This is a genomic window from Shewanella sp. AC91-MNA-CIBAN-0169 (assembly GCF_040310165.1).
Taxonomy (GTDB): domain Bacteria; phylum Pseudomonadota; class Gammaproteobacteria; order Enterobacterales; family Shewanellaceae; genus Shewanella.
In genome coordinates this window covers 251,016-273,624 of the sequence record NZ_JBEOPM010000001.1, presented here as the reverse complement: position 1 = coordinate 273,624, position 22,609 = coordinate 251,016, and the positions used below count along the sequence as shown (strand labels likewise).

Annotated in this window: 20 protein-coding genes; 10 read left to right on the top strand and 10 right to left on the bottom strand. The window is 41.6% G+C overall.

What is annotated here, in order from left to right; translation table 11 throughout:
• Nucleotides 1-200 precede the first annotated feature (200 nt).
• Complete coding sequence (locus tag AAEY98_RS01155) at nt 201-1,340, top strand: MFS transporter (protein WP_502959629.1); 1,140 nt, start codon at nt 201-203, stop codon at nt 1,338-1,340.
• A 66-nt stretch (nt 1,341-1,406) separates the two neighbouring features.
• Nucleotides 1,407-2,240 carry a TIGR03899 family protein gene (locus AAEY98_RS01150; protein ID WP_101085930.1) on the top strand — a complete coding sequence of 278 codons (834 nt, stop codon included), beginning with the start codon at nt 1,407-1,409 and terminating at the stop codon, nt 2,238-2,240.
• Here AAEY98_RS01150 and AAEY98_RS01145 read toward each other — a convergent pair.
• From AAEY98_RS01145 to curA, 4 genes are all read right to left on the bottom strand, one after another.
• Nucleotides 2,230-2,829, bottom strand: a complete 600-nt coding sequence (locus AAEY98_RS01145; RefSeq protein WP_101085931.1) for a hypothetical protein — start codon at nt 2,827-2,829, stop codon at nt 2,230-2,232. The genes AAEY98_RS01150 and AAEY98_RS01145 overlap by 11 nt on opposite strands.
• A gap of 223 nt (nt 2,830-3,052) precedes the next feature.
• On the bottom strand, nt 3,053-3,673 hold the full coding sequence (locus AAEY98_RS01140) for a glutathione S-transferase family protein (RefSeq protein WP_182744684.1): 621 nt from the start codon (nt 3,671-3,673) through the stop codon (nt 3,053-3,055).
• A gap of 130 nt (nt 3,674-3,803) precedes the next feature.
• Nucleotides 3,804-4,481 carry a type 1 glutamine amidotransferase domain-containing protein gene (locus AAEY98_RS01135; protein WP_194956143.1) on the bottom strand — a complete coding sequence of 226 codons (678 nt, stop codon included), beginning with the start codon at nt 4,479-4,481 and terminating at the stop codon, nt 3,804-3,806.
• Nucleotides 4,482-4,524: 43 nt separating this feature from the next.
• The gene (gene curA, locus AAEY98_RS01130) at nt 4,525-5,553 is read right to left on the bottom strand and encodes an NADPH-dependent curcumin/dihydrocurcumin reductase (RefSeq protein ID WP_162022424.1); all 1,029 of its coding nucleotides are present in this window, start codon (nt 5,551-5,553) and stop codon (nt 4,525-4,527) included.
• A gap of 205 nt (nt 5,554-5,758) precedes the next feature.
• Between curA and AAEY98_RS01125 the strand changes: the two genes are divergently transcribed.
• Nucleotides 5,759-6,205, top strand: a complete 447-nt coding sequence (locus AAEY98_RS01125; RefSeq protein WP_162022423.1) for a MarR family winged helix-turn-helix transcriptional regulator — start codon at nt 5,759-5,761, stop codon at nt 6,203-6,205.
• Nucleotides 6,206-6,408: 203 nt separating this feature from the next.
• Here the strand turns inward: AAEY98_RS01125 and AAEY98_RS01120 are convergent, their stop codons facing one another.
• Nucleotides 6,409-7,374: a sensor domain-containing diguanylate cyclase gene (locus AAEY98_RS01120; RefSeq protein ID WP_182744683.1), complete on the bottom strand. Its 966-nt coding sequence runs from the start codon at nt 7,372-7,374 to the stop codon at nt 6,409-6,411.
• Between the two features lie 385 nt (nt 7,375-7,759).
• Nucleotides 7,760-9,073, bottom strand: coding sequence for a metal-dependent hydrolase family protein (locus AAEY98_RS01115; protein ID WP_101085937.1), 1,314 nt, complete (start codon nt 9,071-9,073; stop codon nt 7,760-7,762).
• Nucleotides 9,074-9,204: 131 nt separating this feature from the next.
• Between AAEY98_RS01115 and AAEY98_RS01110 the strand changes: the two genes are divergently transcribed.
• The 4 genes from AAEY98_RS01110 to AAEY98_RS01095 all read left to right on the top strand — a co-directional run bounded on the left by AAEY98_RS01110 (nt 9,205) and on the right by AAEY98_RS01095 (nt 15,708).
• A complete protein-coding gene (locus tag AAEY98_RS01110; RefSeq protein WP_192115662.1) occupies nt 9,205-10,170 on the top strand; it encodes a 2-dehydropantoate 2-reductase in 966 nt (321 codons plus the stop codon).
• A 204-nt stretch (nt 10,171-10,374) separates the two neighbouring features.
• The gene (locus tag AAEY98_RS01105; RefSeq protein WP_351014598.1) at nt 10,375-13,668 is read left to right on the top strand and encodes an nSTAND1 domain-containing NTPase; all 3,294 of its coding nucleotides are present in this window, start codon (nt 10,375-10,377) and stop codon (nt 13,666-13,668) included.
• A gap of 25 nt (nt 13,669-13,693) precedes the next feature.
• A complete protein-coding gene (locus AAEY98_RS01100) occupies nt 13,694-14,074 on the top strand; it encodes a DP-EP family protein (protein WP_182741341.1) in 381 nt (126 codons plus the stop codon).
• 500 nt (nt 14,075-14,574) lie between these two features.
• Nucleotides 14,575-15,708 carry a sensor domain-containing diguanylate cyclase gene (locus AAEY98_RS01095; RefSeq protein ID WP_192115657.1) on the top strand — a complete coding sequence of 378 codons (1,134 nt, stop codon included), beginning with the start codon at nt 14,575-14,577 and terminating at the stop codon, nt 15,706-15,708.
• Between the two features lie 61 nt (nt 15,709-15,769).
• Here AAEY98_RS01095 and AAEY98_RS01090 read toward each other — a convergent pair whose 3' ends face one another.
• Together AAEY98_RS01090 and AAEY98_RS01085 are read right to left on the bottom strand one after the other, a co-directional pair.
• Complete coding sequence (locus AAEY98_RS01090; RefSeq protein ID WP_351014596.1) at nt 15,770-16,927, bottom strand: alkane 1-monooxygenase; 1,158 nt, start codon at nt 16,925-16,927, stop codon at nt 15,770-15,772.
• 10 nt (nt 16,928-16,937) lie between these two features.
• A complete protein-coding gene (locus AAEY98_RS01085) occupies nt 16,938-17,267 on the bottom strand; it encodes a 2Fe-2S iron-sulfur cluster-binding protein (RefSeq protein ID WP_351014594.1) in 330 nt (109 codons plus the stop codon).
• Between the two features lie 141 nt (nt 17,268-17,408).
• On the opposite strand from AAEY98_RS01085, the gene AAEY98_RS01080 reads away from it, so the two are divergent.
• Nucleotides 17,409-18,413, top strand: coding sequence for an AraC family transcriptional regulator (locus tag AAEY98_RS01080; RefSeq protein WP_351014592.1), 1,005 nt, complete (start codon nt 17,409-17,411; stop codon nt 18,411-18,413).
• 198 nt (nt 18,414-18,611) lie between these two features.
• Here the strand turns inward: AAEY98_RS01080 and AAEY98_RS01075 are convergent, their stop codons facing one another.
• Together AAEY98_RS01075 and AAEY98_RS01070 are read right to left on the bottom strand one after the other, a co-directional pair.
• The gene (locus AAEY98_RS01075) at nt 18,612-19,493 is read right to left on the bottom strand and encodes a bile acid:sodium symporter family protein (RefSeq protein WP_351014590.1); all 882 of its coding nucleotides are present in this window, start codon (nt 19,491-19,493) and stop codon (nt 18,612-18,614) included.
• A 136-nt stretch (nt 19,494-19,629) separates the two neighbouring features.
• On the bottom strand, nt 19,630-20,436 hold the full coding sequence (locus AAEY98_RS01070; protein ID WP_081430151.1) for a class II aldolase/adducin family protein: 807 nt from the start codon (nt 20,434-20,436) through the stop codon (nt 19,630-19,632).
• Between the two features lie 100 nt (nt 20,437-20,536).
• Between AAEY98_RS01070 and AAEY98_RS01065 the strand changes: the two genes are divergently transcribed.
• A complete protein-coding gene (locus AAEY98_RS01065; protein WP_350995643.1) occupies nt 20,537-21,442 on the top strand; it encodes a LysR family transcriptional regulator in 906 nt (301 codons plus the stop codon).
• A 164-nt stretch (nt 21,443-21,606) separates the two neighbouring features.
• Complete coding sequence (locus tag AAEY98_RS01060; RefSeq protein WP_182744674.1) at nt 21,607-22,323, top strand: oxidative stress defense protein; 717 nt, start codon at nt 21,607-21,609, stop codon at nt 22,321-22,323.
• The last annotated feature ends 286 nt before the right edge of the window (nt 22,324-22,609 follow it).

Genomic DNA, 22,609 nt, shown 5'->3' with positions numbered 1-22,609 from the left:
ATTTACATTAAGATTAGCAATTTTATTTACACTAAATTACATTTCACTTAACAAACTGTTTTATGTCACTATGGAAAACAACAATCAAAAAACCTCCTATAAACCGAGTACTTTCAATGTCAAACATCAGTAATACTGCCCTCTTTAGTGGTAAATCGGCCCGTATTGAGCGCACTAATCCACAACATTTGCTGCTATGGATGACCTTTGTAATGTCCATGGTGTTTGCAGTTTGGCAGGCTTTGTTAAATAACTTTGTTATTGAACGCGCCGCATTCACTGGCGCTGAGATTGGATTACTGCAGAGTTTAAGAGAGGTACCTGGATTTTTAGCTTTTACCGCGGTGTTTGTATTGCTGCTGATCAAAGAGCAAACCTTCGCCTTATCATCCTTGGCACTATTGTGCATTGGAGTGGGAATTACTGGCTGGTTTCCTGATGTCATCGGGTTGTATTTAACAACGATACTCATGTCGATTGGATTTCATTATTTTGAGACAATAAATCAATCGCTTACGTTACAGTGGGTAGATAAAGCCGATGCACCTGGCTTTATGGGCAAAGCGTTAGCGTGGCGCTCCGCTGCTGCACTTGTCGGCTATGGGTCAATTTGGTTAATAATGAACTGGCTGAGTCTAGATTACATCTGGATGTATAGCATTATTGGCGGATGTGGATTAGTCATGGTGTTCATTATGGCAGTGTATTTTCCTCGTTTTGCCATTGGCTCCATTCAGCACAAACACTTAATACTGAGAAAACGCTACTGGCTTTATTACTTACTAACCTTTTTCTCTGGGGCGCGCAGGCAAATTTTTATGGTGTTTGCTGGCTTCATGATGGTTGAAAAATTTGGCTATTCTGTGTCTGAAATCACCGCTTTATTCTTAATTAACTATGTCGTTAACTTACTCTTTGCCCCCACCATTGGTCGCTTTATTGGAAAAATGGGTGAACGTAACGCGTTAATTATCGAATACGTTGGCTTAGTGATTATTTTCAGTAGTTACGCTTATGTCAGCGACGCTAATATTGCGGCTGGATTGTATGTGATTGATCACCTGCTTTTTGCTATGGCGATTGCGATGAAAACCTATTTTCAAAAAATTGCCGATAAACAAGATATTGCTTCAACCATGTCGGTCAGCTTTACCATTAACCATATTGCCGCGGTAATTATCCCTGTTTTATTAGGCATTTTATGGCTCAGTTCGCCTAAAGCAGTATTCTTCATAGGCACTGGGTTTGCCGTATGCTCACTCGCACTAGCATTCAATGTGCCGCGTCATCCGGAGCCTGGTAAAGAAGCCTTATGGTCACCGTTAATGACAAAACGCTAAAAGATTTAGCACAGATGTCATACCATACAAACATGGCGAAAGTGTAATGCATAAAGGGAGTTAATGATGACTGATATTGATGTGACGGCAACACAAGATGACAATACTCAAGTGTCCGCACGCAAAAAAACCTTATTACTCGGGCGCATTATCGGCTTAGCCAGCGAGGAAGATTATCGCCCTTCAACAGCCTCCGTTGCCGAGCGTGCTGAGCACCGTCAACGCAAGCAACTCAGCCAGCATCAGACCAACCTTGAAAGCATTTTTGCCTTAGCACTCAATTACACCCCATCCGATGTAACAGGAGTCGAATTAGATCCAGATTGGCGCTATCAATTTTTTCAAATGGCTGAACAAATTCATAACCGTAAAATGCAGGATTTGTGGGCCAGAATTTTAGCCAGTGAAGTCGTTAATCCAGGTAACTTTAGCCTTAGAACTTTAGCGGTATTACTGCAACTGACGTTTCGAGAAGCACTGATATTTGAAAAAGCCTTAGGCATGTCAGTTAAAATTAATACCGAGCCCAGATTTAAATTACTCAGTAGTTATCGTATTAATGGTGGGATGAAACAATATTTTCGTAAGCATACTCACACTAACTTCGGCCTGTCCCAATTCGGCTTACCTTATTCGAGTATTCTTACCTTAGTCGATGCGGGAATTTTACATAAAAGCGAGTTTGAAACCGGACTATTAAGCAGTAGTGAACATATTCAGTTAACTATGTGTAATGCCACTTTGTCGCTCAAACCTAAGCATCAGCACTTATTATTTACGTATTATCGATTTACCACTGTAGGTGATGAGTTGTGCCAATTAATTCAGGCAAAAAGTGATGATGAATTTATCAATGCCGTTAAAACCATGTTAGCCAAAGATTTTATGGTTAGCGGTTAATATTTTTGTAAAGGTGCGAATACTTAGCCTTATGTTCGCTAAACAAAAATTGACGCAGTATTTCACGGGATTCACCTTCAGCACTAATTTTTGCTGCCATTACCCCATTTTCAGTTCGTACCGGTTCAAACACCATATCGAGGTGCACACCATTAGGTAAAATTAGCTGTGTTAAGCGTGGCACTTTATCGTTAAGTTCTTGCGGCACTTTAATGGTCATGCCTGAACTCGATAAAGAGAGTACCTCAACAAATTTAGCCGTATCGTTATCAATGACTTTTATATTTTTGACATTATTGAGCCGCCAGCTACGTTCACCGCCGCGCATATCAATCACTTCAGGAATACCCAACTCAGGCAAAAATTGCCCAAGCTCATCTTGCTTTAAGGTTAATGGAAACCATAAACGGTAATAACTAATTTCTGCCAATAAGGTTAATTTGGCATTCCCCAAAATATGAGCAAGCACTTGCGGTATTTCAGTCGCAACACTTAATGAATGTCTCGATAAAGCATTATCGGTACTGTCATCTTCCGGCGAAAATACACCGCTAAAATAAGCGAGCTCTTCATCAGATAAAGTCGACATAATCTAGCCTTTTTTTACACACTAACACGACCCCTATACTAACACCTTAGTATGATAGCGAACAAACTTTAACCAAAATACACCACCACTTATAATGCACAAGAGTTGCCGAACAGCGTAAAATACATCACAAAGGATAAGCTGATGTGAATGAACAGTACTCACACTTAAATGAAAAAAGACGAACTCAGTTCGTCTTTTTAGTGCCGATACAATCTAATCATTATCGATCGTGTTCAGCTTCTATTTGCATGGCTTTTTTAAACGATGCATGGCTCATTAGTTGTTGATAGTACTTAGCAATATTAGGATACTTGTCAAACTCACCGTTTTGGCCAACAAGCTCTGCAATAAACGACATCATAATATCTGCACCGCTAAGACGGTTACCGACTAGGTATGACTTATCTTCTAAGCGGTCGTTAACATAGCTGATGACTTTTGCCGTTTCTGCATCGGCATATCCACCGATAAAACGGGTTTCTGCGCCATCCATTTTAACAAAAATTTTCAGCAATAGTGGCAAAGCAGCTGAGCTTTCAGCAAAATGCATCCATTGTAAGTAATCGATATAATCTGCTGTGCCGAGTGCTGGCATCAGTTTATCAGCGCCATAGGTATGAATTAAATACTCGGTAATCGCGCCCGACTCAGCAATGGTATAACCGCTCGCTTCTAATACTGGTGATTTACCTAATGGATGAACCGCTTTTAACGACTCTGGCGCTAAAAATGTGGTTGTATCACGCTGATAAGCAACCAGCTCATAGTCCACTCCCAATTCTTCTAATAACCAAATAATGCGTTTTGAACGTGATTTATTTAAATGATGTAGTTTAATCATTAAGCCATCCTTGTATTGTTAGTGATAAAAAATAAACCCAATGAACAACTCACTGGGTTTGCTTCTATCAATCTACGTATTCTGTTATTTCGAGTTACAGTTAACTGTAACCACTAAACTAAACAGCAGATTAGCTTAGTAAAGCTAACATTTTCTCTGCCACTAATTCAGACGATGCAGGGTTCTGACCGGTAACTAGTTTACCGTCAACTACTGCATATGGATGCCAGTCGTCACCCTTAGAATAAGTCGCGCCATTTTGCTGCAACATATCTTCAACTAAAAACGGTACAACGTTAGTTAACTGTACAGCTTCTTCTTCACCATTAGTAAAACCAGTGACATTTTTACCGGCAACGAGTGGCGTTCCGTCTGGCTTTTTAGGGTACTTAAGTGCAGCCGGTGCATGACATACTAAACCTAAAAGTTTATCTGTTTTGTAGCACTGTTCAATTAATGCAATAGAGTCTTTGTCATTGGTTAAATCCCATAATGGACCATGACCGCCTGGATAAAATACCGCGTCATAATCTGCTACGTCAATTGATGCCAATGTGAGTGTATTGGCTAGTAATGCTTGCGCTTTAGTATCGGCTGTAAAACGACGCGTAGAGTCAGTTTGAAAATCAACTTTATCACTTGTAGGATCCAATGGCGGTAAACCACCTTTAGGAGATGTTAGCACTACCTCAACACCTTTATCGGTAAATGCGTAGTATGGAGCCGCTAATTCTTCTAACCAAAAACCGGTTTTCTCGCCAGTGTCGCCTAATTTATCGTGCGAAGTTAATACCATTAATACTTTCATAGTGATTCCTTAAATACTGTATGTTTAGTTGTAATCACTTAGATTACAGAGGATTGTTTACTTTAATGACAACCTTGCCGAAGTTTTCGCCTTTTAATAGCCCGATAAAGGCTGTAGTCATATTTTCAAGACCATCGACAATTTGTTCACGATATTGAATCTTACCTTCACCAAGCCATTGGCCCATATCTTTGGCAAACTCTGGATAGCGGTCGCCATAATCGTCAAAAATAATAAAGCCTTGCATCTTAATGCGCTTAACCAGCAATGTGCCCATCAGTAATGACAAACGATCAGGTCCCTCGGGTAATGAAGTTGCGTTGTACTGAGAAATTAAGCCACACACTGGCACTCGAGCACCAGTGTTGAGTAATGGCATTACCGCATCAAACACCTTGCCGCCAACGTTTTCAAAATACACATCAATGCCGTTATCACAATGGGCTGTCAGTTGCTGCGCAAAATCAGCCGCTTTATGGTCAATACATTCATCAAAGCCTAATACTTCTTTTGCGTAGCGACATTTTTCTGCGCCACCGGCGATACCAACAACTCGACAGCCTTTCAACTTAGCAATTTGGCCAACCGTTGCGCCAACAGGCCCAGTAGCTGCGGCAACCACAACGGTTTCGCCCGCTTTAGGCGCGCCAATGTCTAATAGCCCCATATACGCAGTAAAGCCTGGCATGCCCATAATACCCAACGCATAAGAAGGATGGCTTGGGTTATCGCCCAATTTCATCAGTCCTTCACCATTAGAGACTAAATAATCTTGCCAACCACCAAACGCTAACACCCACTCACCCACTTTATAATCAGGATGATTAGACTCTTCCACTTGTGATACCGCAGCGCCCACCATCACATCGTCAATTGCTACTGGATCTGCATATGATTTGGCGTCATTCATACGGCCACGCATGTAAGGATCAAGCGATAAATACACCGCGCGCAATAACACCTCACCTTCTGCTGGTACAGGTTTGTTGACGGTTTCTAAACGGAAATTATTAGCCACTGGCTCACCTTGTGGACGGCTGGCAAGTACTATACGACGATTTTGAGTGTTCATCTTGTGTCCTTTAAATAACATAAGCACCATAAAGTGGTACTTGAGAAGACAATATGACCTCGGTTGCTAAAAGTTGATTACCGCTGTAATACTGATATCAACTAAACACTGGTACAATAAACAACCGAGGCCAAATAATACGATCTTTTTACTTAAGTTGATCAATTCAAATATGGTCAACAACTTTGCGAGCTAAGCGATTGATATGAATAAAAACAAACATCTATTACTCGAAAATCAGTTGTGTTTTGCTGTTTATTCAACGTCATTGGCTATTACCCAACTGTACAAACCGTTACTAGACTCTATTGGGCTAACTTACACTCAATATTTGGTGATGTTAGTCCTCTGGGAGCAAGATGGTCTAAGTTTAAAAACCTTGGCCAGCAAACTCGGGCAGCAATCGGGTGCATTAACACCGGTCATAAAACGTCTCGAAACTGATGGCCTGCTAAAGCGCATTCGCGAGCCCTTAGATGAACGGACCTTGTGCATGCAATTAACTGAAAAAGGTCATCAACTGCAGCCCCAAGCAGAACAAATCCACCTATGTATTCTTGAACAATGCGGTATCGAAATGTCTGAAATCACCGATCTAAAACGACAGCTGGATCAATTTAGGCTAAAACTGCCTAGTCATATTGAGTTCTAACGCACAAAATGACTCAAAATTTTGAGTTTAATTTGTTTTGCTTAGCTATATGATAATCACGATAACTAATTGCGCGCAACTTAAATTAACAATTTTTAAGGTCTATAAACGATTACGTGATGCCGCCGCATTGTTTGAAGAGAATAAAACGCGATGAAATCCCACTTTGCCATCTGACTGAAATGGTTATCAAGCACTTGCCATTACGCGACATTGACACTATTGCGACCGATATTTTTTGATGAGTACAACGCTTTATCTGCCCGCTTAAATATCTCTAAAAATGCTTTATCCTGAGAACGTAAGGTTGCAACGCCAATACTAATGGTTATCGAAGGAGCTTTTTGTTCGTCGTACTGTTGTTGAGCTTCTCTTAACCGTTCAGCCAAGATATAAGCAGAGTCAATATCAGTATCGGGTAATAAAATAGCAAACTCTTCACCGCCAATTCGAGCCAATACATCGGCCTCCCTAATATGTTCATTGCATATATTGGCAACGCGCTTAATCACTTCATCACCCACTAAATGGCCATAGGTATCATTCACATTTTTGAATAAATCAATATCAATGATCATTAACGAGAATGGTTGAAAATAGCGAGTAGCACGAAAAAACTCATGTTCGCAAAAAGACGTAAATGAACGACGATTAAACAAACCCGTTAACGGATCGGTATTAGCAAGTCGCTCTAGTTTTGAACGTAAATGATAAGCAGCGGTAATATCGGTAGAAATACCGATGAGGCCAATTAATGTGCCTTTATGGTTATATAAGGGTTGTTTAACTTCGTGATATACAATGAGCGAGGCTGGGGTATCAACAATAATATCGTCAGAGAGTTTACTTTGCGAGTTAAGCACTTTAGTGTCATTCACGTGCAAAATATCTACAACATTCGCGGGAAAGTAATCGCTATCGGAAGTGCCCTTTAGCTTTTCAAGCGTCACACCAAAGTAGTCAAGCGTTAGTTGATTCGCATAAACATATTTGCATTGAGTGTCTTTTAAATAAATATAAGCATCAACTTGATCAAGGATAAGCTCATAGGTATCTAATATCATCTTTTTTGCTTGCTGCTGACGGTATCGGTTTAGGTTAAAAAACAGCAAAAAAGCAATGATTAACAATAAGATGAAAATCAATAATCCAACGATTTCAAGCGACATGAGCATTCCTTAGCTACCATCTATATCCATATACGTCATTGATGATGTTAATGACGCAGATCCAACAATATACTCTTATTACTTACGGTTAACCATACCGTATAGTAAACAGGGTCAAGTATAAAAAGATCTATTGTGACAATCAAATAATGAATGCCTGGATTCAACGCCGAAATGCGTTGCATATTATTGAAATATCGCAATATAGATTCTGATTATCGTGTTGAAATCGACAATATTGGGGCTCAAGTCAAGTTAACCTTCGCTTCCGCTAATAAACGGTGATTAAACTGTCTACTGTTTTGCTAACTAACCTCAACTCAAAACAAAACAAGCGTTAAGGTTAGTTATTGTCGATACTATTGACCTACAATAATAAATAACATTAACGCTTATAAATAACTCCGCTCTTCATCACAAATGACACATCTAATAACGCTTCAATTTGCTCAAGAGGACTTTTATGCGTTGCGATGATGTCGGCATATTTGCCAACCTCCAAAGTGCCAAGTTTATCTGACATATCAATCAGTTTTGCCGAATTAATCGTCGCACTGATTATAATATCCTCATTACTCATACCCGCTTTGCTCATCAATACAGCTTCTTTAGCATTATCACCATGATGTGACACCCCACTGTCGGTGCCATAAGCAATATTAACCCCAGCTTTATAAGCCGCACTAAAGTTTTGCATCATGTCGCCACCAACACGTATTGCCTTGGCTTTTATGGCAGGAGACATAAAGTCAGCCCCTGCGGTATTGGCCATTTTCACTACCGTGTCGCCCGCCAACAATGTTGGCACTAAAAACGCGCCACTTTTTTTCATTAATTTAATACTTTCTTTATCGGCGTAACTGCCATGTTCAATACTGTCGACACCGGCGCGCAACGCTGCATTAATACCTTGAGCAGCATGGGCATGGCTGGCCACTTTACGACCTAAGGCATGCGCAGTATCAATCACCTCTTTAAGCTCATCATCATCCATTTGCTGGCCAGTACCCGTATTAGTGTCCGATAACACTCCTCCGGTAGAGGTGATTTTAATCACATCAGCGCCAAACTTTATCGCCCGACGAGTCGCGCGGCGGCAATCATAAGGTCCGTCACAAATGGTTTTAGAGGTAAACTTATCAAGTAAATCAGGACTCATACCGTCAACATCACCATGGCCTCCGGTAACCGACACGCCACCAGATGCAATAATTCTCGGGCCATCAATCCAGCCTTTATTAATGCCGTCGCGTAAGGCATAAATCTGTTCCGGTTTCGCGCCTAAGTCTCGCACCGTAGTAAAGCCTGCTAATAAGGTCTTTTTAGCAAAATAAGCACTGCGCATTGCCACGTCAGCATCCGACATTCGCAAAGCTTCGCTATCATTATTCGGCCCTAACTCGCCTTGTAAATGAACATGCATATCCATCATGCCAGGCATAACAAAGCTATTTTTTAAATCAATCATCTCAACATTGTCATGCTCGTCCACCACCGGTGCAGACTGATAACCTGAAGTGATAGAAGTGATTACCCCATCTTTTATCACCACAGTTTGCTGAGTTAAAGGTGACTCGCCTGGCGTAGTTAATAATGTGCCAGCATAAATAACGTTAATATCGGCAGCCTCAACCACCGTCGATGCCATCGTTAATCCGAACACCGCTAAGGCGATGGTGGTAATAGTATTATTATTCATAGACGCTCACTGTTGATAACGAGAAAGAGGTTAAGTTTCTACACTGCCAAAAATGCTGTTATGTTACAAGAGAGTAAAATATTGTATTAGAAAAATCGTTTCGTCATTAACAAACAGTGAATGAATAAAAAATGAATATTGCAATTTTTGGCGCGGGTTCAACAGGCTGTTATTTAGCGGGTCAGTTATGTATTTCGGGGTTACAAGTCAGCTTAATTTGTCGCCCAGCAATTAAGCAAAAAATCATTGCCAATAACGGCATTACCTTGACCGATTATAACGGCTTAAAACAAACGATTATGCCGCAAGCGTTGATCACCGATATCGACCAAGAATCATCAATCAATGGCAAATTTGATGTAGTATTTGTCACCTTAAAATGTCATCAAGTTAGCAGTATTGCCAATCAATTAATGGCGATTACTCACGACAACAGCAGCATTATATTTATGCAAAATGGCTTAGGCAGTTTTGACAGCATTAAAGACTCGCTCGATCATTACCGCTTACTCCAAGGGATCACGCCATTTAATGTGCTGCAACTGCCCAATGGCGTATTTCATAAAGGCACAGAGGGTGTGTTTACCTTACAAGAAAACCCTCATACCATCGCAATTCAATCCGCACTGGTTAACCACGGATTTGGTTGCGACATTGAAGCAGACTTTACCCCAATGATTTACGGTAAATTATTATTAAATCTCAATAATGCATTAAATGCGGTCACCGATTTACCGATTAAACAGCAATTAAGTGACTACAAAAATCGCCGAGTTTTAGCCAAAGCAATGAAAGAATGGCTAGCAGTATGCGAAGCGGCAAACATTACATTGCATCAATACACCAAGGTTAAACCCTCCTGGTTACCCACCATTTTATCGTTGCCAAATGGGTTGTTTAATCTGGTCGCTAAACAGATGCTCGACATCGATCCCAAAGCACGATCATCAATGTGGGAAGACATTCAAGCGAAACGAAAAACAGAAGTCGATTACATCAATGGCGCGGTGGTCAGCATTGGGAAAAAATACGGTATAAAAACACCGGAGAATCAAGCGATAGTAGAACAAATAAAGCAGCTAGAACAACGACATTAACCAAATGCCGTACGCGATATCGTTGTCGAGAAAAAAGTAAATCTATTGTAAAATATTGCAAAAAAATACAATTGACGTAGTCGCACGATACAATCAAACAAGCAGAAGTAGTACGCCTAAAGATGACTCTCAATAAGAGTCATCGTGACGTAATCTTTATTGCTTATAACTTAACGCGATTAACCAATCGGAAATTAATTACAGATGAACGACAGCACTTTCTTTTTTGGCGATTGGCAAATTAATCCACACAGCAATAGCATTCAGTCTGGCGATGTTATTCGCAGTCTTGAACCCAAAGCCATGGATGTGTTGCGTTTACTGTGCCAACACCAAGGGGAAGTGCTAGCAGCAGACGATATTATTAACCACTGCTGGAACAGCATCGCCATTGGCGATAATCCGCTGCATAAAGTCATTACCCAGCTGCGTAAAGCATTAGGCGATCAAGCATCTAATCCGCAGTACATAGAAACCATCCGCAAACGCGGTTATCGCACCATCGCCAGTGTTGAATTCCCTATTGGTCATCATGCCAAAGTCACTACCCAACAATGGCAAGGCGCCTCGCCGTTTCCAGGTTTACGCGCATTTGACACCAACGACTCCAATGTATTTTTTGGCCGAAGTGAGCAAGTTGACACTTTATTAAATCGCATCACAAAACAAGTTGAATTTGGCCGTGCCTTTTGCTTAATCCTCGGCCCCAGCGGTACAGGTAAATCATCGTTAATTAATGCCGGCATCATGCCTAATTTAATGTCCAAAAATGGCTTTAACGGGGTTGGCGTAATCGATAATGCTAACCTAGATTTAGCCGATGTCACTAAAGGACGCTTAATTATCGATATCGCCAGTGCGATGCTCGACTGGGAAATCAAAGACCAAGCGGTGTTTACCGACTGTAGTGCCGATATGCTGGCAAACAAACTGCAAAACGACATCAACGCCGTTATTGAATATTGTCAGCTAGCTTTAGCCAAATACTCATCAATCAATGATGACAATGCCCCAAAATACAGTCGGCCCCATTTTTCATTGTTTATCGACCGTTTAGAAATCTTATTAGCGTCGCCATTATTTACCGAATCCGAACGCAACAATGTATTAGATATCCTCGAAACCCTTGCGGTTTCAGGGGCAGTATTAATAATTAGTGCTTGCCGCAATGACTTTTACCCTCAGGTTGTTAGCCACCCAAGCCTAATGGCAGGCAAAGCTAATGGCTCACATTTCGATTTATCGGCGCCAACCCGATCAGAGCTGATGCAAATGATCCGCTTGCCGGCCAATGCAGCTAACCTCACATGGACACTCGATCCCGATACGGCAATGCCGTTGGACGAAATACTTTGCAGTGAAGCCGCCTCAAACCCCGATGCTCTGCCCATGTTGCAATACACCTTGCAATCACTGTATTTGCACAAAGATGACAACAACCAATTATTGGTGTCGGTATACCATTCGCTTGGGGGGATTGAAGGCGCCATCGGTAAAAATGCCGAAGAAGTGCTCAACCAATTAAACAACAGCGAACGCGCCGCACTGCCTAAAATACTGTCGATGTTAGTCACCCTAACCGAAGATGAAAAATCAATCACCAGCATCACCGCCCGCTGGAGCGATCTCAGTAGTGATGCCGAAATAAACCTCGTCAAAGCCATGGTTGATAACCGTTTGTTTGTTTCGCATCTGCAACAAGATCAACCCTGCTTTAGTATTGCTCACGAAGCGCTATTAAGGCGCTGGCCCCGCGCCACCCAATGGATAACCGAGCACAAGGACAGTTTAGCCATTAAAAGCCGTTTACAGCATCAATCTAACCGCTGGCTGGCCGAGTCAAAGAGTAATGCTTATTTACTGGCAGAAGGCAAACCATTAGTAGAAGCAAGCACATTGCTCGATAACCAATTGTTTAGTTTAGAGCCTCAAGAACTGGCACTCATTCAAGCCTCAACCAAACAAGCCAACATCGGCCGCTGGCGCCGCCTTGCAGTCATGCTAGCCCTTGTGGCACTGACACTCATTTCGGTCGCCATGAGTATTCGCAGCATTGAGGCCGAAACCCAGGCACAACAAAAACGCCTTGCGGCAGAAAACTTACTTGGTTTTATGGTCGGTGAGTTCGCCGACAAAATGCGCGGCATTGGCCGCATGGACTTGCTCGATGGGATCAGTAACAAGGCATTGGAATATTTCAGCGACTTTTCTGCCGACGATGCCAGCTATTTAAGCTTTGAAGCGCGCTTTCAACACAGCCAAACCTTAGAGGCCATGGGCGAAGTGGCCTATTCTCGCGGCAATATCGACGAGGCCCACAGCGCCTTAATCGCCGCCCGTGAGCGCATGCTGCCGTTACTCGAAATGCAACCTCAACACCTCAGTTTACTCAAAACCTTAGGTGCCAATGCTTTTTGGCTCGGCCAGCTTGAATACGATCAAAATGATTGGACAGCGGCACAGCCTTGGTTCGAACAGTATTTAACATACAGCCAAACCATGTATCAATACGCGCCAGACGATAACGATGCGCTAATGGAGTTGTCCTATGCGCAAAATTCTCTTGGCTCCATATACATGAAGCAGCAAAACTTTACCGATGCCCGTGAGGCATTTGAGCAATCATTACAACTTAAACTACAACTGTGGGATAAAGACCAAACCAACAACCAGCTAATAGCCGATATTGCAGACACTCGCTCATGGCTTGCCAGTGCCGCCAGTGACCAAGGTGATATCAGCACGGCAATTAAAATCCATCAGCAAATTCAGCAACAATTTAACAATAACTCCTTAGAAAAGCAGCCCTACTTACTGGAACGATTATCAAGCAGTTATGCGTTACTGGCTAGATTATTAAGCTACCAAAACCATCAGCAACAAGCTTTTGAGAAAGCACAACTCAGTTTAGTGACCATCACCAATGCCCTTAAACAAGACCCTGAAAATGATGTTTGGAAAATCCAGCAATATTACGCCTACCTAAAGATGTTGGCTTATAGTACTGAGCCGATTGAACAGACTATGGGGCAGAGTCTTGACTCATTAGCAACCATGCTCGAGAAAGATATTACCTTAAACAAATCAGCCCAAAAAATAGAGGTTTGGGCAACATATCAATTGGCTGCCGCCAACTATTTGGCCTCTAAGGGACTATTGTCAGAAAGCTTAGTATATGCACAGCGAGCCATTACCTCATTTAAGCAATTAATCACTGAATTTAACCAAAGTTCACTTTATGTCGCGAGTTTAGCCCAAAGCAATATGTTAACGGCTTCATTATTGACATCCCTAGGTCAACCTAAGCAAGTTAACTCCCTATGTCAGCAAACTAAAAATCAATTGGCCGATATTATTGATAAAAATAAAGAACCGAGATTTACTATGCCCTACGCGAAGGCCCTCGATTGTCTAGGAGAGCTAGATCAACACGATGACTTAGTGCAACAGCTACAACAATCGGCCATCACAGATTATAAGTTTAACCCTAAACCCTAAACAAAAAGAAAGTATGGAGAATAAAATGCCTAATGTCCAAGGCCAAGCAACCATGTTTAACGTCACAGTAATCCTAAACGCGAACAATGAACCCGTCTTTAGCTATACTAATATTGATGGTTCTGCAGTATCCGGCAATATGGTCGTAACTCAATACGGAGTCATTTCTTACCAGTTGATTGACAAGACTGGTAAGGGCCTTAAATTTGTTGGCGCAGCTTTCACTACCACGTTTGACGGTATTATCGATGCCACCACCATCAGCAGCGATGGCAACTTGATACAATTAACCGATTTAAATGAAGTGCCAGGCAGCACCAGCTTTCAATTTGTGCTGTCAAACAGTGCCAATACCCTGCTAGTACTTAGCCCAGATCCTCAAGTTATTAATCGCGATAATAAATAAAAAATAGATAAAAAGCTCAGGGCTACCCTGAGCTTTTTATCTTGAACAAGATAACCACACTACAAAGCAGTTAATCGCTTAACCAAGACTAAAACAACTTGTGTTACCCACTAACCCATTGCAAGGTTAGATTTTTAGTCCTCAATCCTCTGCTAAAATCCAGACAAAAACCTCTGTTAATCATCGCCAATAACACTGTGTTGTTTACTAATATTTTCACTAAAACATTCGCTAACCAATTCGCGAAAAACTCTAAAACTTGCCGATGAATGGCTATGACAATTGCCATGACTTACCCTATAAGTCGCAGCCAGATTGATGCAGACATTTTAAGCTGCAACTAAAATCAATCTTTTTTATACCAAAAATCATAATTTAATTAAATAAAAATCAATAAGTTAAAATCAGAAGATTACCGAAAGGTTAAAAACTCCCATTCCTAATAGAGTGTTTGTCATCAACAAGGGGTTACCAACACCAAACGCTTGAGGAAATGCACCATGTTTACCAATGATAAATTAACTGAACTCAATGACACGATTTCTCGTGTGACTAAATTAACAGACTCATTGTCTAAATATCCTAACGCGGTAAAAATACCACTGCGTGTTGAAGCTGAAACCCTAGCCGACTCGTCATCGACAGCGGTGATGTTTGATGCCACTTTTGATGCCACTTCAGCAAACCAGAATGGCAAAATGGCTGTAGTAGATAACTTACAAATTCGCACCTTACTCAATGTGATTAACGCGATTTCAGAAGCGATATTTGTGATTAACTCCGCTGGCGTTATTGAGATGATTAATCCGTTAGGCGCTAAATTATTCGGTGCCCCAGCCGAAATGTTAATTGGTCAAACCTGGACCGATTATCTACAAAGTCCTTTTAAAGATGAGTATCAATCTTTATTTGACCTGTGGAACAACGCCAGCGATCAAAGCAACAAAGTAACTCAGTTTAATCATGGGCCTAAAGAAATTATCATTAACCGCGCCGACAGCACGTTGCTCGAAGCCGATTTATCATTGTCATGTTTACCGTCAATACAAATAGGCTCGGAGCCATTATTTATTGGCATTATGCATAACCTGACTTCGCATAAAGCCGAATACAATAAACTGCGCCACTTAGCCCATACTGACAAATTAACCGGTCTTGCCAATCGACATGCTTTTGATGATGCCCTGCAAACCAACTGGAACGACAGCATTAATCACGACCAACCGCTGTGTTTAATCATCATCGATGTCGATTATTTTAAAATGTTTAATGACCAGTATGGTCATGTTAACGGTGATAAATGTTTGCAAAAAATTGCCCAAGTACTGGCAGAGGTGCTCCCGTCTAACAATGCGATGGCTGCCCGTTATGGTGGTGAAGAGTTTGTGGTCATTTTGCCCAACAGTAATCCGTTAACTGCAGAATACATTGCCAAAAATATTCAACGTCGTATTAACCAGTTAAGCTTTACCGATATAGGGTTACCTGCACAAACCAAAATCAGTGTCAGCCAGGGCATTGCCTGTGAACGCAGTGGTCAATACCGCACGCCAACCGCACTGGTTTGCGCCGCAGACACAGCACTTTACCGCGCCAAATCAACAGGCCGTAACCGCATTAATATGAGTAGCTAATATCTATTAGCTACTAAACAATCAAACAATCAAACAATCAAACAATCAAACAATCAAAGGGTTAACAACACGCTTGATAAGTTGCAATGCCACTTTGTTGATTTGCCTGCTGGGCCATATTATATTCAGCTGGCGTGGCAAAATGTGCATCCCAATGTTGTAATTTGGGCAGCATAAGTCGATGCCATAAAGGCGGAATGAGGGTCAATACAAAGGTACTAAGGTAACCGCCAATCATTTGCGGTGCATCGGGATAAGGCGATAACTGATGGTAAGGTAACTGCCCTTGAGCGTGATGATGTGAATGTCGGGTTAAGTTAAACATTGCCCACGAGCTTACCCGCTTATTGGTATTCCAAGAATGATGAGGTTTTACTGGCGAGTTAAGTTCGCGAACCAAACCATAATGCTCCATGTAATTGACTATCTCTAAAGTCGCTTTAGCCCATAACGCCATTAATACAAAAAAGCTTAACCCCTGCCAACCAGCAAGCCAAAATACCCACACCATAATAGCGACACTCATAGCGTAACCTCGTAACGCTTTATTGTGCCAACTCCACACAGCTAACTGTTTACGCACCAGCCTTTGTTGCTCAATATGCCACGCACTAATATTGCCCTTAATGGTCGAAATAATAATATGTGCATAAACACCACGACCACGCGGAGCGGTAGCAGGATCGTTCAAGGTACTAACGTATTTATGGTGGCCATATACATGTTCAATGGCAAAGTTAGCATCAAAGCTAAATGCCAATAACCAGCGTCCAATCAATAATGACACCGGCTGCCAAGTACGATGGGTTAGCTCATGGCCTGTAATCGTCGCCATTACGCCAACCACTAAGCCCAAATAAATCACCATCACCCCATATTGAATCATGCTGGTGTTTTGCCTTGCTAACAGGGCGTCATACCCCGTAAAACGAGTGACCCATGCGCCATATTGGCCAATATCTTGGCTGGCAAATTGCCAGCAACACACAAACACTAATATCACAGTCAATGGCAGTGCCAACCATAATTGCCACGTAAGCAATGCCGGATAGCGATATTGTGGCGTCGCGGTATCATCACCAAACACGATGTCACCACCCAAATACACCGTAACCCAAATAGTAAAGCCAATGCTGATATAGGTTCCACCCAAAGTGATGCTGATAATAGCGATCACCGCCATAAGATGAAACGACATAAATTTAAGGTATTTAAACATGGCCACGTCCTTATGCTTGCGGTTCGTCAACTAAAGGACGCTGGCGTAAATTAACGTGAATATTCACATCAGTTTTAGCCAGACTCTGACAGGCCAAAATCATTCCTTGAGCGATGGCTTCAGCCGATAAAACATATGCGCTGTCGGTTAATTGTTTCACTTCGCCAGCAATCAACTTGCATCGACAAGCACCGCAACTGCCTACTCGGCAATGATGCGGAAAGGCAATGTTGGCAGCCAACGCGGCGGTTAAAATAGAGTGTTTAACGCTAGTTTGCGCTATCACTATTTCATCATTAATGGTTAGGCTAACCGGTTTGGCAGTAAACATAGACAACATACGCATTCCTTGGTGATTAAAGGTTTACTGTACGCCAACCAGAAATATAACAAAGAGGGAAGAATGGACATTAAGGGGTCATTAATAGACAAGCACAGCAAAATCCGTTACAACTAACTCAAAGCCATTAATAAGATTGCTATGCAGCTGCTTCCTGTATTTTACTTAAACCAAGTGTATCAACAGCTGCGCCTGTGGGAATGCAATGTCGATATATGGCTAGCCCATAACGGCCTTATGCTTGAACAACTACAAGACCCACACTTTCAAGTGAGTTTTGATGATTATCAACGACTGATAACGTCTGCAATTCATCTATCGGCACGGCCAGACTTAGGTTTACATGTCGGCAGCCGAATAGGCATTAACACCCATGGCATGATGGGATTTGCCATCCTTAATAGCAGTACCCTTAAACAAGCTATTGATACATTGAAGCAATTTATCAATACACGCACACCATTAGTTAATGTTAATACCCATGAAACCGCCAGCAGTATGGTTATCACACTGCAAGCGATACAACCATTGGGCGTGATTCAACAACCGTTTATGGATACTTTGCTCGTCACCATTGCCAACTTGTTACAACAAACCACCCCGTTATCACCTGCAATAAGCCAGGTTAATTTGGGGTTCGCAGCACCAGCCTATTGGCAACAATACTCTGCATTACTCAAAGTACCGGTGCATTTTAATCAAGCCAGCACCCAGCTAATATTAACTCAAGCATCATTAAATCAACGCTTGGATATGGCCGATCCCAGCTCGTTTGTTCAAGCTAAACAATGGTGTATTAACGAACTTAAAAAACTTGATTTACAGCAAAGCCTTAGCGATAAGTTGTATCAGTATTTACTACAAAGTCCGATGCCACTACCAAGCTTAAGCGATACAGCCACGCATTTTAATATGACCCCACGGACTCTTCATCGCCATTTAACCCAACAACAAACAAGCTATAAAAACATTGTCGCGTCGGTGAATCACCATATTGCGAAGCAATACTTATCGCAATCTAATGGCAGTATTAAGCAATTGGCATATCAATTAGGTTATGTAGATGTGGCTAACTTTCGGCGGGCTTTTAAACGCTGGCAAGGCACCACACCCAGTGAATACCGCCAGCAAAAAAGAGTAAAATGACATTCGATGTAGGAACACGAGTGCGTAAGCACTAAGTAACGAAGTAACGAAGTAACGAAGTAACTAACTAAACACTATGTAACTAAACACTATGTAACTAAACACTATGTAACTAAACACTATGTAACTAAGCCCTAAGTAAGTAACTAAGCTATTAACTAAACGACAAAAATCCGTTAATCAATAGCACTAATGTAATTAGCTAGATTGAACTGTATGTTTTTGGTTTCTAGCATAACGGGCATAGGCGATTAACAAGCCAGCCCCTAAATACATCGTTAAACTATACACTCCAGCCACCACAGCATAACTCGGGGCTTGCAGTAAACTAATGCAAATAAGCATTGCCATAGTGGAGTTTTGCAAACCAATTTCAATGGCCAACGTTAGGCTATCTTTGTGGCTTAATTTGAATATCTTAGCAGTAATTACGCCCACCATCATGGCAAGCAAATTTAACAACATGCACGCAATAAACACCTCGTTAAAAGCATCGCTGATAATGTCACTTTCTTGAATCACCACCCCAGTAATCATCAACAATAAAAACACTAATGCAAAGCGCCTAAAATACACCTCAACCTTCACAGCCCAATCGCGATAATAACGCCGCACAATCATGCCAAACATAATCGGTAGTAAGGTAATCACCAATAACCCTAATGAAATGCTGCTTAACGACACCTCAATATCATGGGTTTCACTAAAATAGCTAACCGCAAATTGGATGATAAACGGCGCGGTAAAAACACACACAATGCTACTCAGTGCAGTCAAACTCACCGACAAAGCCAAATTAGCCTTAGCAAGATGACTTACAACATTTGAGGTTGTGCCACCGGGGCAGGCAGCCAAAATCATTAACCCTATCGACATCGCTGGCGATAAGTCCATCAACAAACAAAGCGTAAAAGCCAACAAAGGCAACACGATAATTTGGCCAATAAAGCCGCCAATAATCGGCATTGGAGTTTGCCATAAACGTAAAAAATCAAATTGAGTTAAACTTAAGCCCATGCCAAACATAATGAAGGCGAGCGACAATGGCAGCAGTATTTCGGTAATAATCGAACCTGTCATAGGGAATTGCATCCTTGCTCGCTAAGCAGACTTAGCGAGTATCATAAGCATCAGTACAGAATACGTTCTTGCGAAATATAGCTGCATGAATACGGTTTTATCAAAATCAAACCGCCCTTTGGCGTCGTTAACAGGCTTAATCTAAAAAGCTGTTATCTTGCGCCAACATGACCTGATACAAAGGTTGAAAATTACCCCATGTCACTAAATCTGAGCCATTAATTTGGCGAGTTTTAGTCGCAATTTCATGGCCAATCAATTTAAGTTCACCCGCCGCCTGTGCCAATAACTGGCTATGGCAGCAACTGTCTAACATGACAAAATTAGCCGTTGCCGCATCAACAGACTTACCGACAGTGAGTAAGCCATGGTTTTGTAAGATAACCGCAGCATGGCCTTGTAGCGCCTCAGCAATCATATCGCCTTCAGATAAATCGGCGACCACGCCGGTAAAAGTGTCAAACACACTGTGGTTTTCATAAAACATGCATGCGTCTTGAGAAATAGGTTTAAGTAACTCACCTAGTGATGAAAATGCACGGCCATAAGTAGTATGGGCGTGAGCCACTGCGTTGACATCGGGGCGCGCATGGTGAATACGCGAATGAATCGCAAATGCGGCATTATTGATTGGATGCTTACCCTCCAAAATATTGCCTTTATGGTCAACTCGCACTAAATCAGAAGCCCTAATTTTAGAAAAATGCACCGCTAACGGATTAACCCAAAATGACTCAGGATCAATACAATCACGTAAGGTGATATGCCCCGCCAATCCTTCGTCGAATCGATAATGGGCAAATACTCTAAATGCCGCCGCTAGACGCTGTTTTTCATATTGTTGTTGCTGTTGTTTATTATCAAACTTTGGCGGTAACGGCATTGGATATTTATCTGTGCCAATGGTCATTTTTTGAATTTGCTGTGCTTGAGTGTCATTTATTGCGGTCATGTTGAGTCTACTTTTATTAGTTTAGTTTGACTTTAATTTAACCAAGCCTAAAATAAATTCAAATGATACTAAATCATAGATAACTATTAATATGCTGCATAGTAAGATTGATTTAAACTTATTCCTCATTATGAGCACGGTATATCAGCACGGCAGCATTACTGCTGCGGCCAGTAAACTGCACCTAACACAACCCGCTGTAAGCCATGCTATTGCTCGGCTACGCGACAAATTTAACGACCCGTTGTTTGTCCGCCATGGCCGTAAAATGGTGCCAACCGCCTTATGCCAAAAAATCATTCCCGACGTGCAACAAGCGCTGCTGTTACTCAATAATACCGTTAGCCAACCCGCGACATTTGACATACAACAGCACAAACGCGAGATAAAACTAGGCTTAAGAGACATATTAGAGTCAATGTTCTTTCCTATTCTTATGCCCGATTTACTCAATAACACCCCCAATATCACCCTAAACAGTCGTCAAATTAAACGCACTGAACTTGAGCCGTCACTGGCGCAGCAAAGTTTAGATATTGTTATCGATGTACTGATGCCAACCCATAAAGATATTCGCAATACTCTAATATGTAGCGAACGATTTTCATTAGTGTGTCGTCAAAACCATTCTATATTACAGCAGCTCACGCTCGCTAATTATGCCGCCGCATCTCATGCATTAGTGAGCTTAAAAGACTTCAGCATCGACACCGTCGACATGGCACTCGCCCATCAAGGCGTTAGCCGCAATATTGCATTACGCTGCGAGCATTACTTTGCCGCCATCAGCGTGATCTGCCAATCAGATTTGATCATGACCATGCCAAACACCTACGCCATGTTGTTACAACAAACCATGCCAATTGTAGTGTCGCCATTGCCCTTTGAAGTACCAGAACTGGCGGTACACATGTATTGGCATCAACAAGCCCAAGACGATCCGGTAAATCAATGGATCAGAAACAAATTGCTTAATATCTCGGCCCAGTTGTTTTAGTTTCTGTTAAGTAGTTAGTAAGTCATAAATAAACCGTAAGAAATAAATCGCAGAAAATAGTCAAAAATAAAAACCCTTTTTTATATTTGCACCGTTTACACTCATAACAGACCCACTTTACCTGAGTGTAAACAGTATTTAGCTAACCACTAGCGGAGTTATCAATGAACAAAATATTACTCACAAGCATCATTTCTGCCTCATTATTTACCTTAACCGCCACCAGCAGTTTATCGCCAGTACAAGCAGCCGAGCTCAGTTTTGCTCATATTGAAACAGTGGGAACAAGCACCATTGAAGCTGCAGCAGACATGGCTATTATCAATGTTCAAGTATCTATAGAAGCCGATAGCGCTAAAGCCGCTAAAGACAAAGCCGACGAAGCCGTCAGCCAATTTATGCAACGTTTACTCAAGGCTGGAGTCGACAAAAAACACATTCAAAGTGCTAATTTACAACTTAATCCGCAATATATGTATGTGCAAAATGAACCGCGTAAACTCACGGGTTATAACGCTAGTCGTCAAATGACCATTACCGTAATTGACCTTAACAACTTAAATGAATTACTCGACAGCGCTTTGGTTGAAGGGATTAATAACGTTAATAATATCGAACTAAAGTCGAGCCAAGAAGCCAAAATCATTGCTCAAGCTCGCCAAGCCGCGATTGATGATGCCAAGCAAAAAGCTCAATCTTTAGCAAAAGGCTTTGGTGAACAAATTGCTGGGGTATGGCAAGTAAGATACTTTCCGCAACAAGCCAATCAGCCAGAAATGTACCGCGCCAGCATGAAAATGAATGCCGATGTGGCGCAAACCTATCAACAAGGCCAAGTTAACATTAGCGACAGAGTTGAAGTGGTTTTTAGATTGAAGTAGCAATAAACAAGCAGGTTGAATATCATTTATTCAGCCTGCTTTGTTGTAACAGCCATTGTTGTAACAGCAATGGCTATAACTGCAATGGTTGCAACAGCGATGAATCCTCTCATCACAACCAACTGTCCACAATTGTGAACAATGACAACAAATCATCACTCTCCTAGCAATAATTACGACATAAAACCATAAGTAATTAATTGTTTATTATAACATTAATATAAAATACACATTTAATCGCAATAAAAATGATCTAAGTCACATCTGAAAATCACTCCTCAAATTA

Bases quoted from the DNA above. Each gene is read 5' to 3' on its own strand.
- AAEY98_RS01155 (WP_502959629.1), top strand. From the start codon at position 201: ATGACCTTTGTAATGTCCATGGTGTTTGCAGTTTGGCAGGCTTTGTTA.
- AAEY98_RS01150 (WP_101085930.1), top strand. From the start codon at position 1,407: ATGACTGATATTGATGTGACGGCAACACAAGATGACAATACTCAAGTG.
- AAEY98_RS01145 (WP_101085931.1), bottom strand. From the start codon at position 2,829: ATGTCGACTTTATCTGATGAAGAGCTCGCTTATTTTAGCGGTGTATTT.
- AAEY98_RS01140 (WP_182744684.1), bottom strand. From the start codon at position 3,673: ATGATTAAACTACATCATTTAAATAAATCACGTTCAAAACGCATTATT.
- AAEY98_RS01135 (WP_194956143.1), bottom strand. From the start codon at position 4,481: ATGAAAGTATTAATGGTATTAACTTCGCACGATAAATTAGGCGACACT.
- curA (WP_162022424.1), bottom strand. From the start codon at position 5,553: ATGAACACTCAAAATCGTCGTATAGTACTTGCCAGCCGTCCACAAGGT.
- AAEY98_RS01125 (WP_162022423.1), top strand. From the start codon at position 5,759: ATGAATAAAAACAAACATCTATTACTCGAAAATCAGTTGTGTTTTGCT.
- AAEY98_RS01120 (WP_182744683.1), bottom strand. From the start codon at position 7,374: ATGTCGCTTGAAATCGTTGGATTATTGATTTTCATCTTATTGTTAATC.
- AAEY98_RS01115 (WP_101085937.1), bottom strand. From the start codon at position 9,073: ATGAATAATAATACTATTACCACCATCGCCTTAGCGGTGTTCGGATTA.
- AAEY98_RS01110 (WP_192115662.1), top strand. From the start codon at position 9,205: ATGAATATTGCAATTTTTGGCGCGGGTTCAACAGGCTGTTATTTAGCG.
- AAEY98_RS01105 (WP_351014598.1), top strand. From the start codon at position 10,375: ATGAACGACAGCACTTTCTTTTTTGGCGATTGGCAAATTAATCCACAC.
- AAEY98_RS01100 (WP_182741341.1), top strand. From the start codon at position 13,694: ATGCCTAATGTCCAAGGCCAAGCAACCATGTTTAACGTCACAGTAATC.
- AAEY98_RS01095 (WP_192115657.1), top strand. From the start codon at position 14,575: ATGTTTACCAATGATAAATTAACTGAACTCAATGACACGATTTCTCGT.
- AAEY98_RS01090 (WP_351014596.1), bottom strand. From the start codon at position 16,927: ATGTTTAAATACCTTAAATTTATGTCGTTTCATCTTATGGCGGTGATC.
- AAEY98_RS01085 (WP_351014594.1), bottom strand. From the start codon at position 17,267: ATGTTGTCTATGTTTACTGCCAAACCGGTTAGCCTAACCATTAATGAT.
- AAEY98_RS01080 (WP_351014592.1), top strand. From the start codon at position 17,409: ATGCAGCTGCTTCCTGTATTTTACTTAAACCAAGTGTATCAACAGCTG.
- AAEY98_RS01075 (WP_351014590.1), bottom strand. From the start codon at position 19,493: ATGACAGGTTCGATTATTACCGAAATACTGCTGCCATTGTCGCTCGCC.
- AAEY98_RS01065 (WP_350995643.1), top strand. From the start codon at position 20,537: ATGCTGCATAGTAAGATTGATTTAAACTTATTCCTCATTATGAGCACG.
- AAEY98_RS01060 (WP_182744674.1), top strand. From the start codon at position 21,607: ATGAACAAAATATTACTCACAAGCATCATTTCTGCCTCATTATTTACC.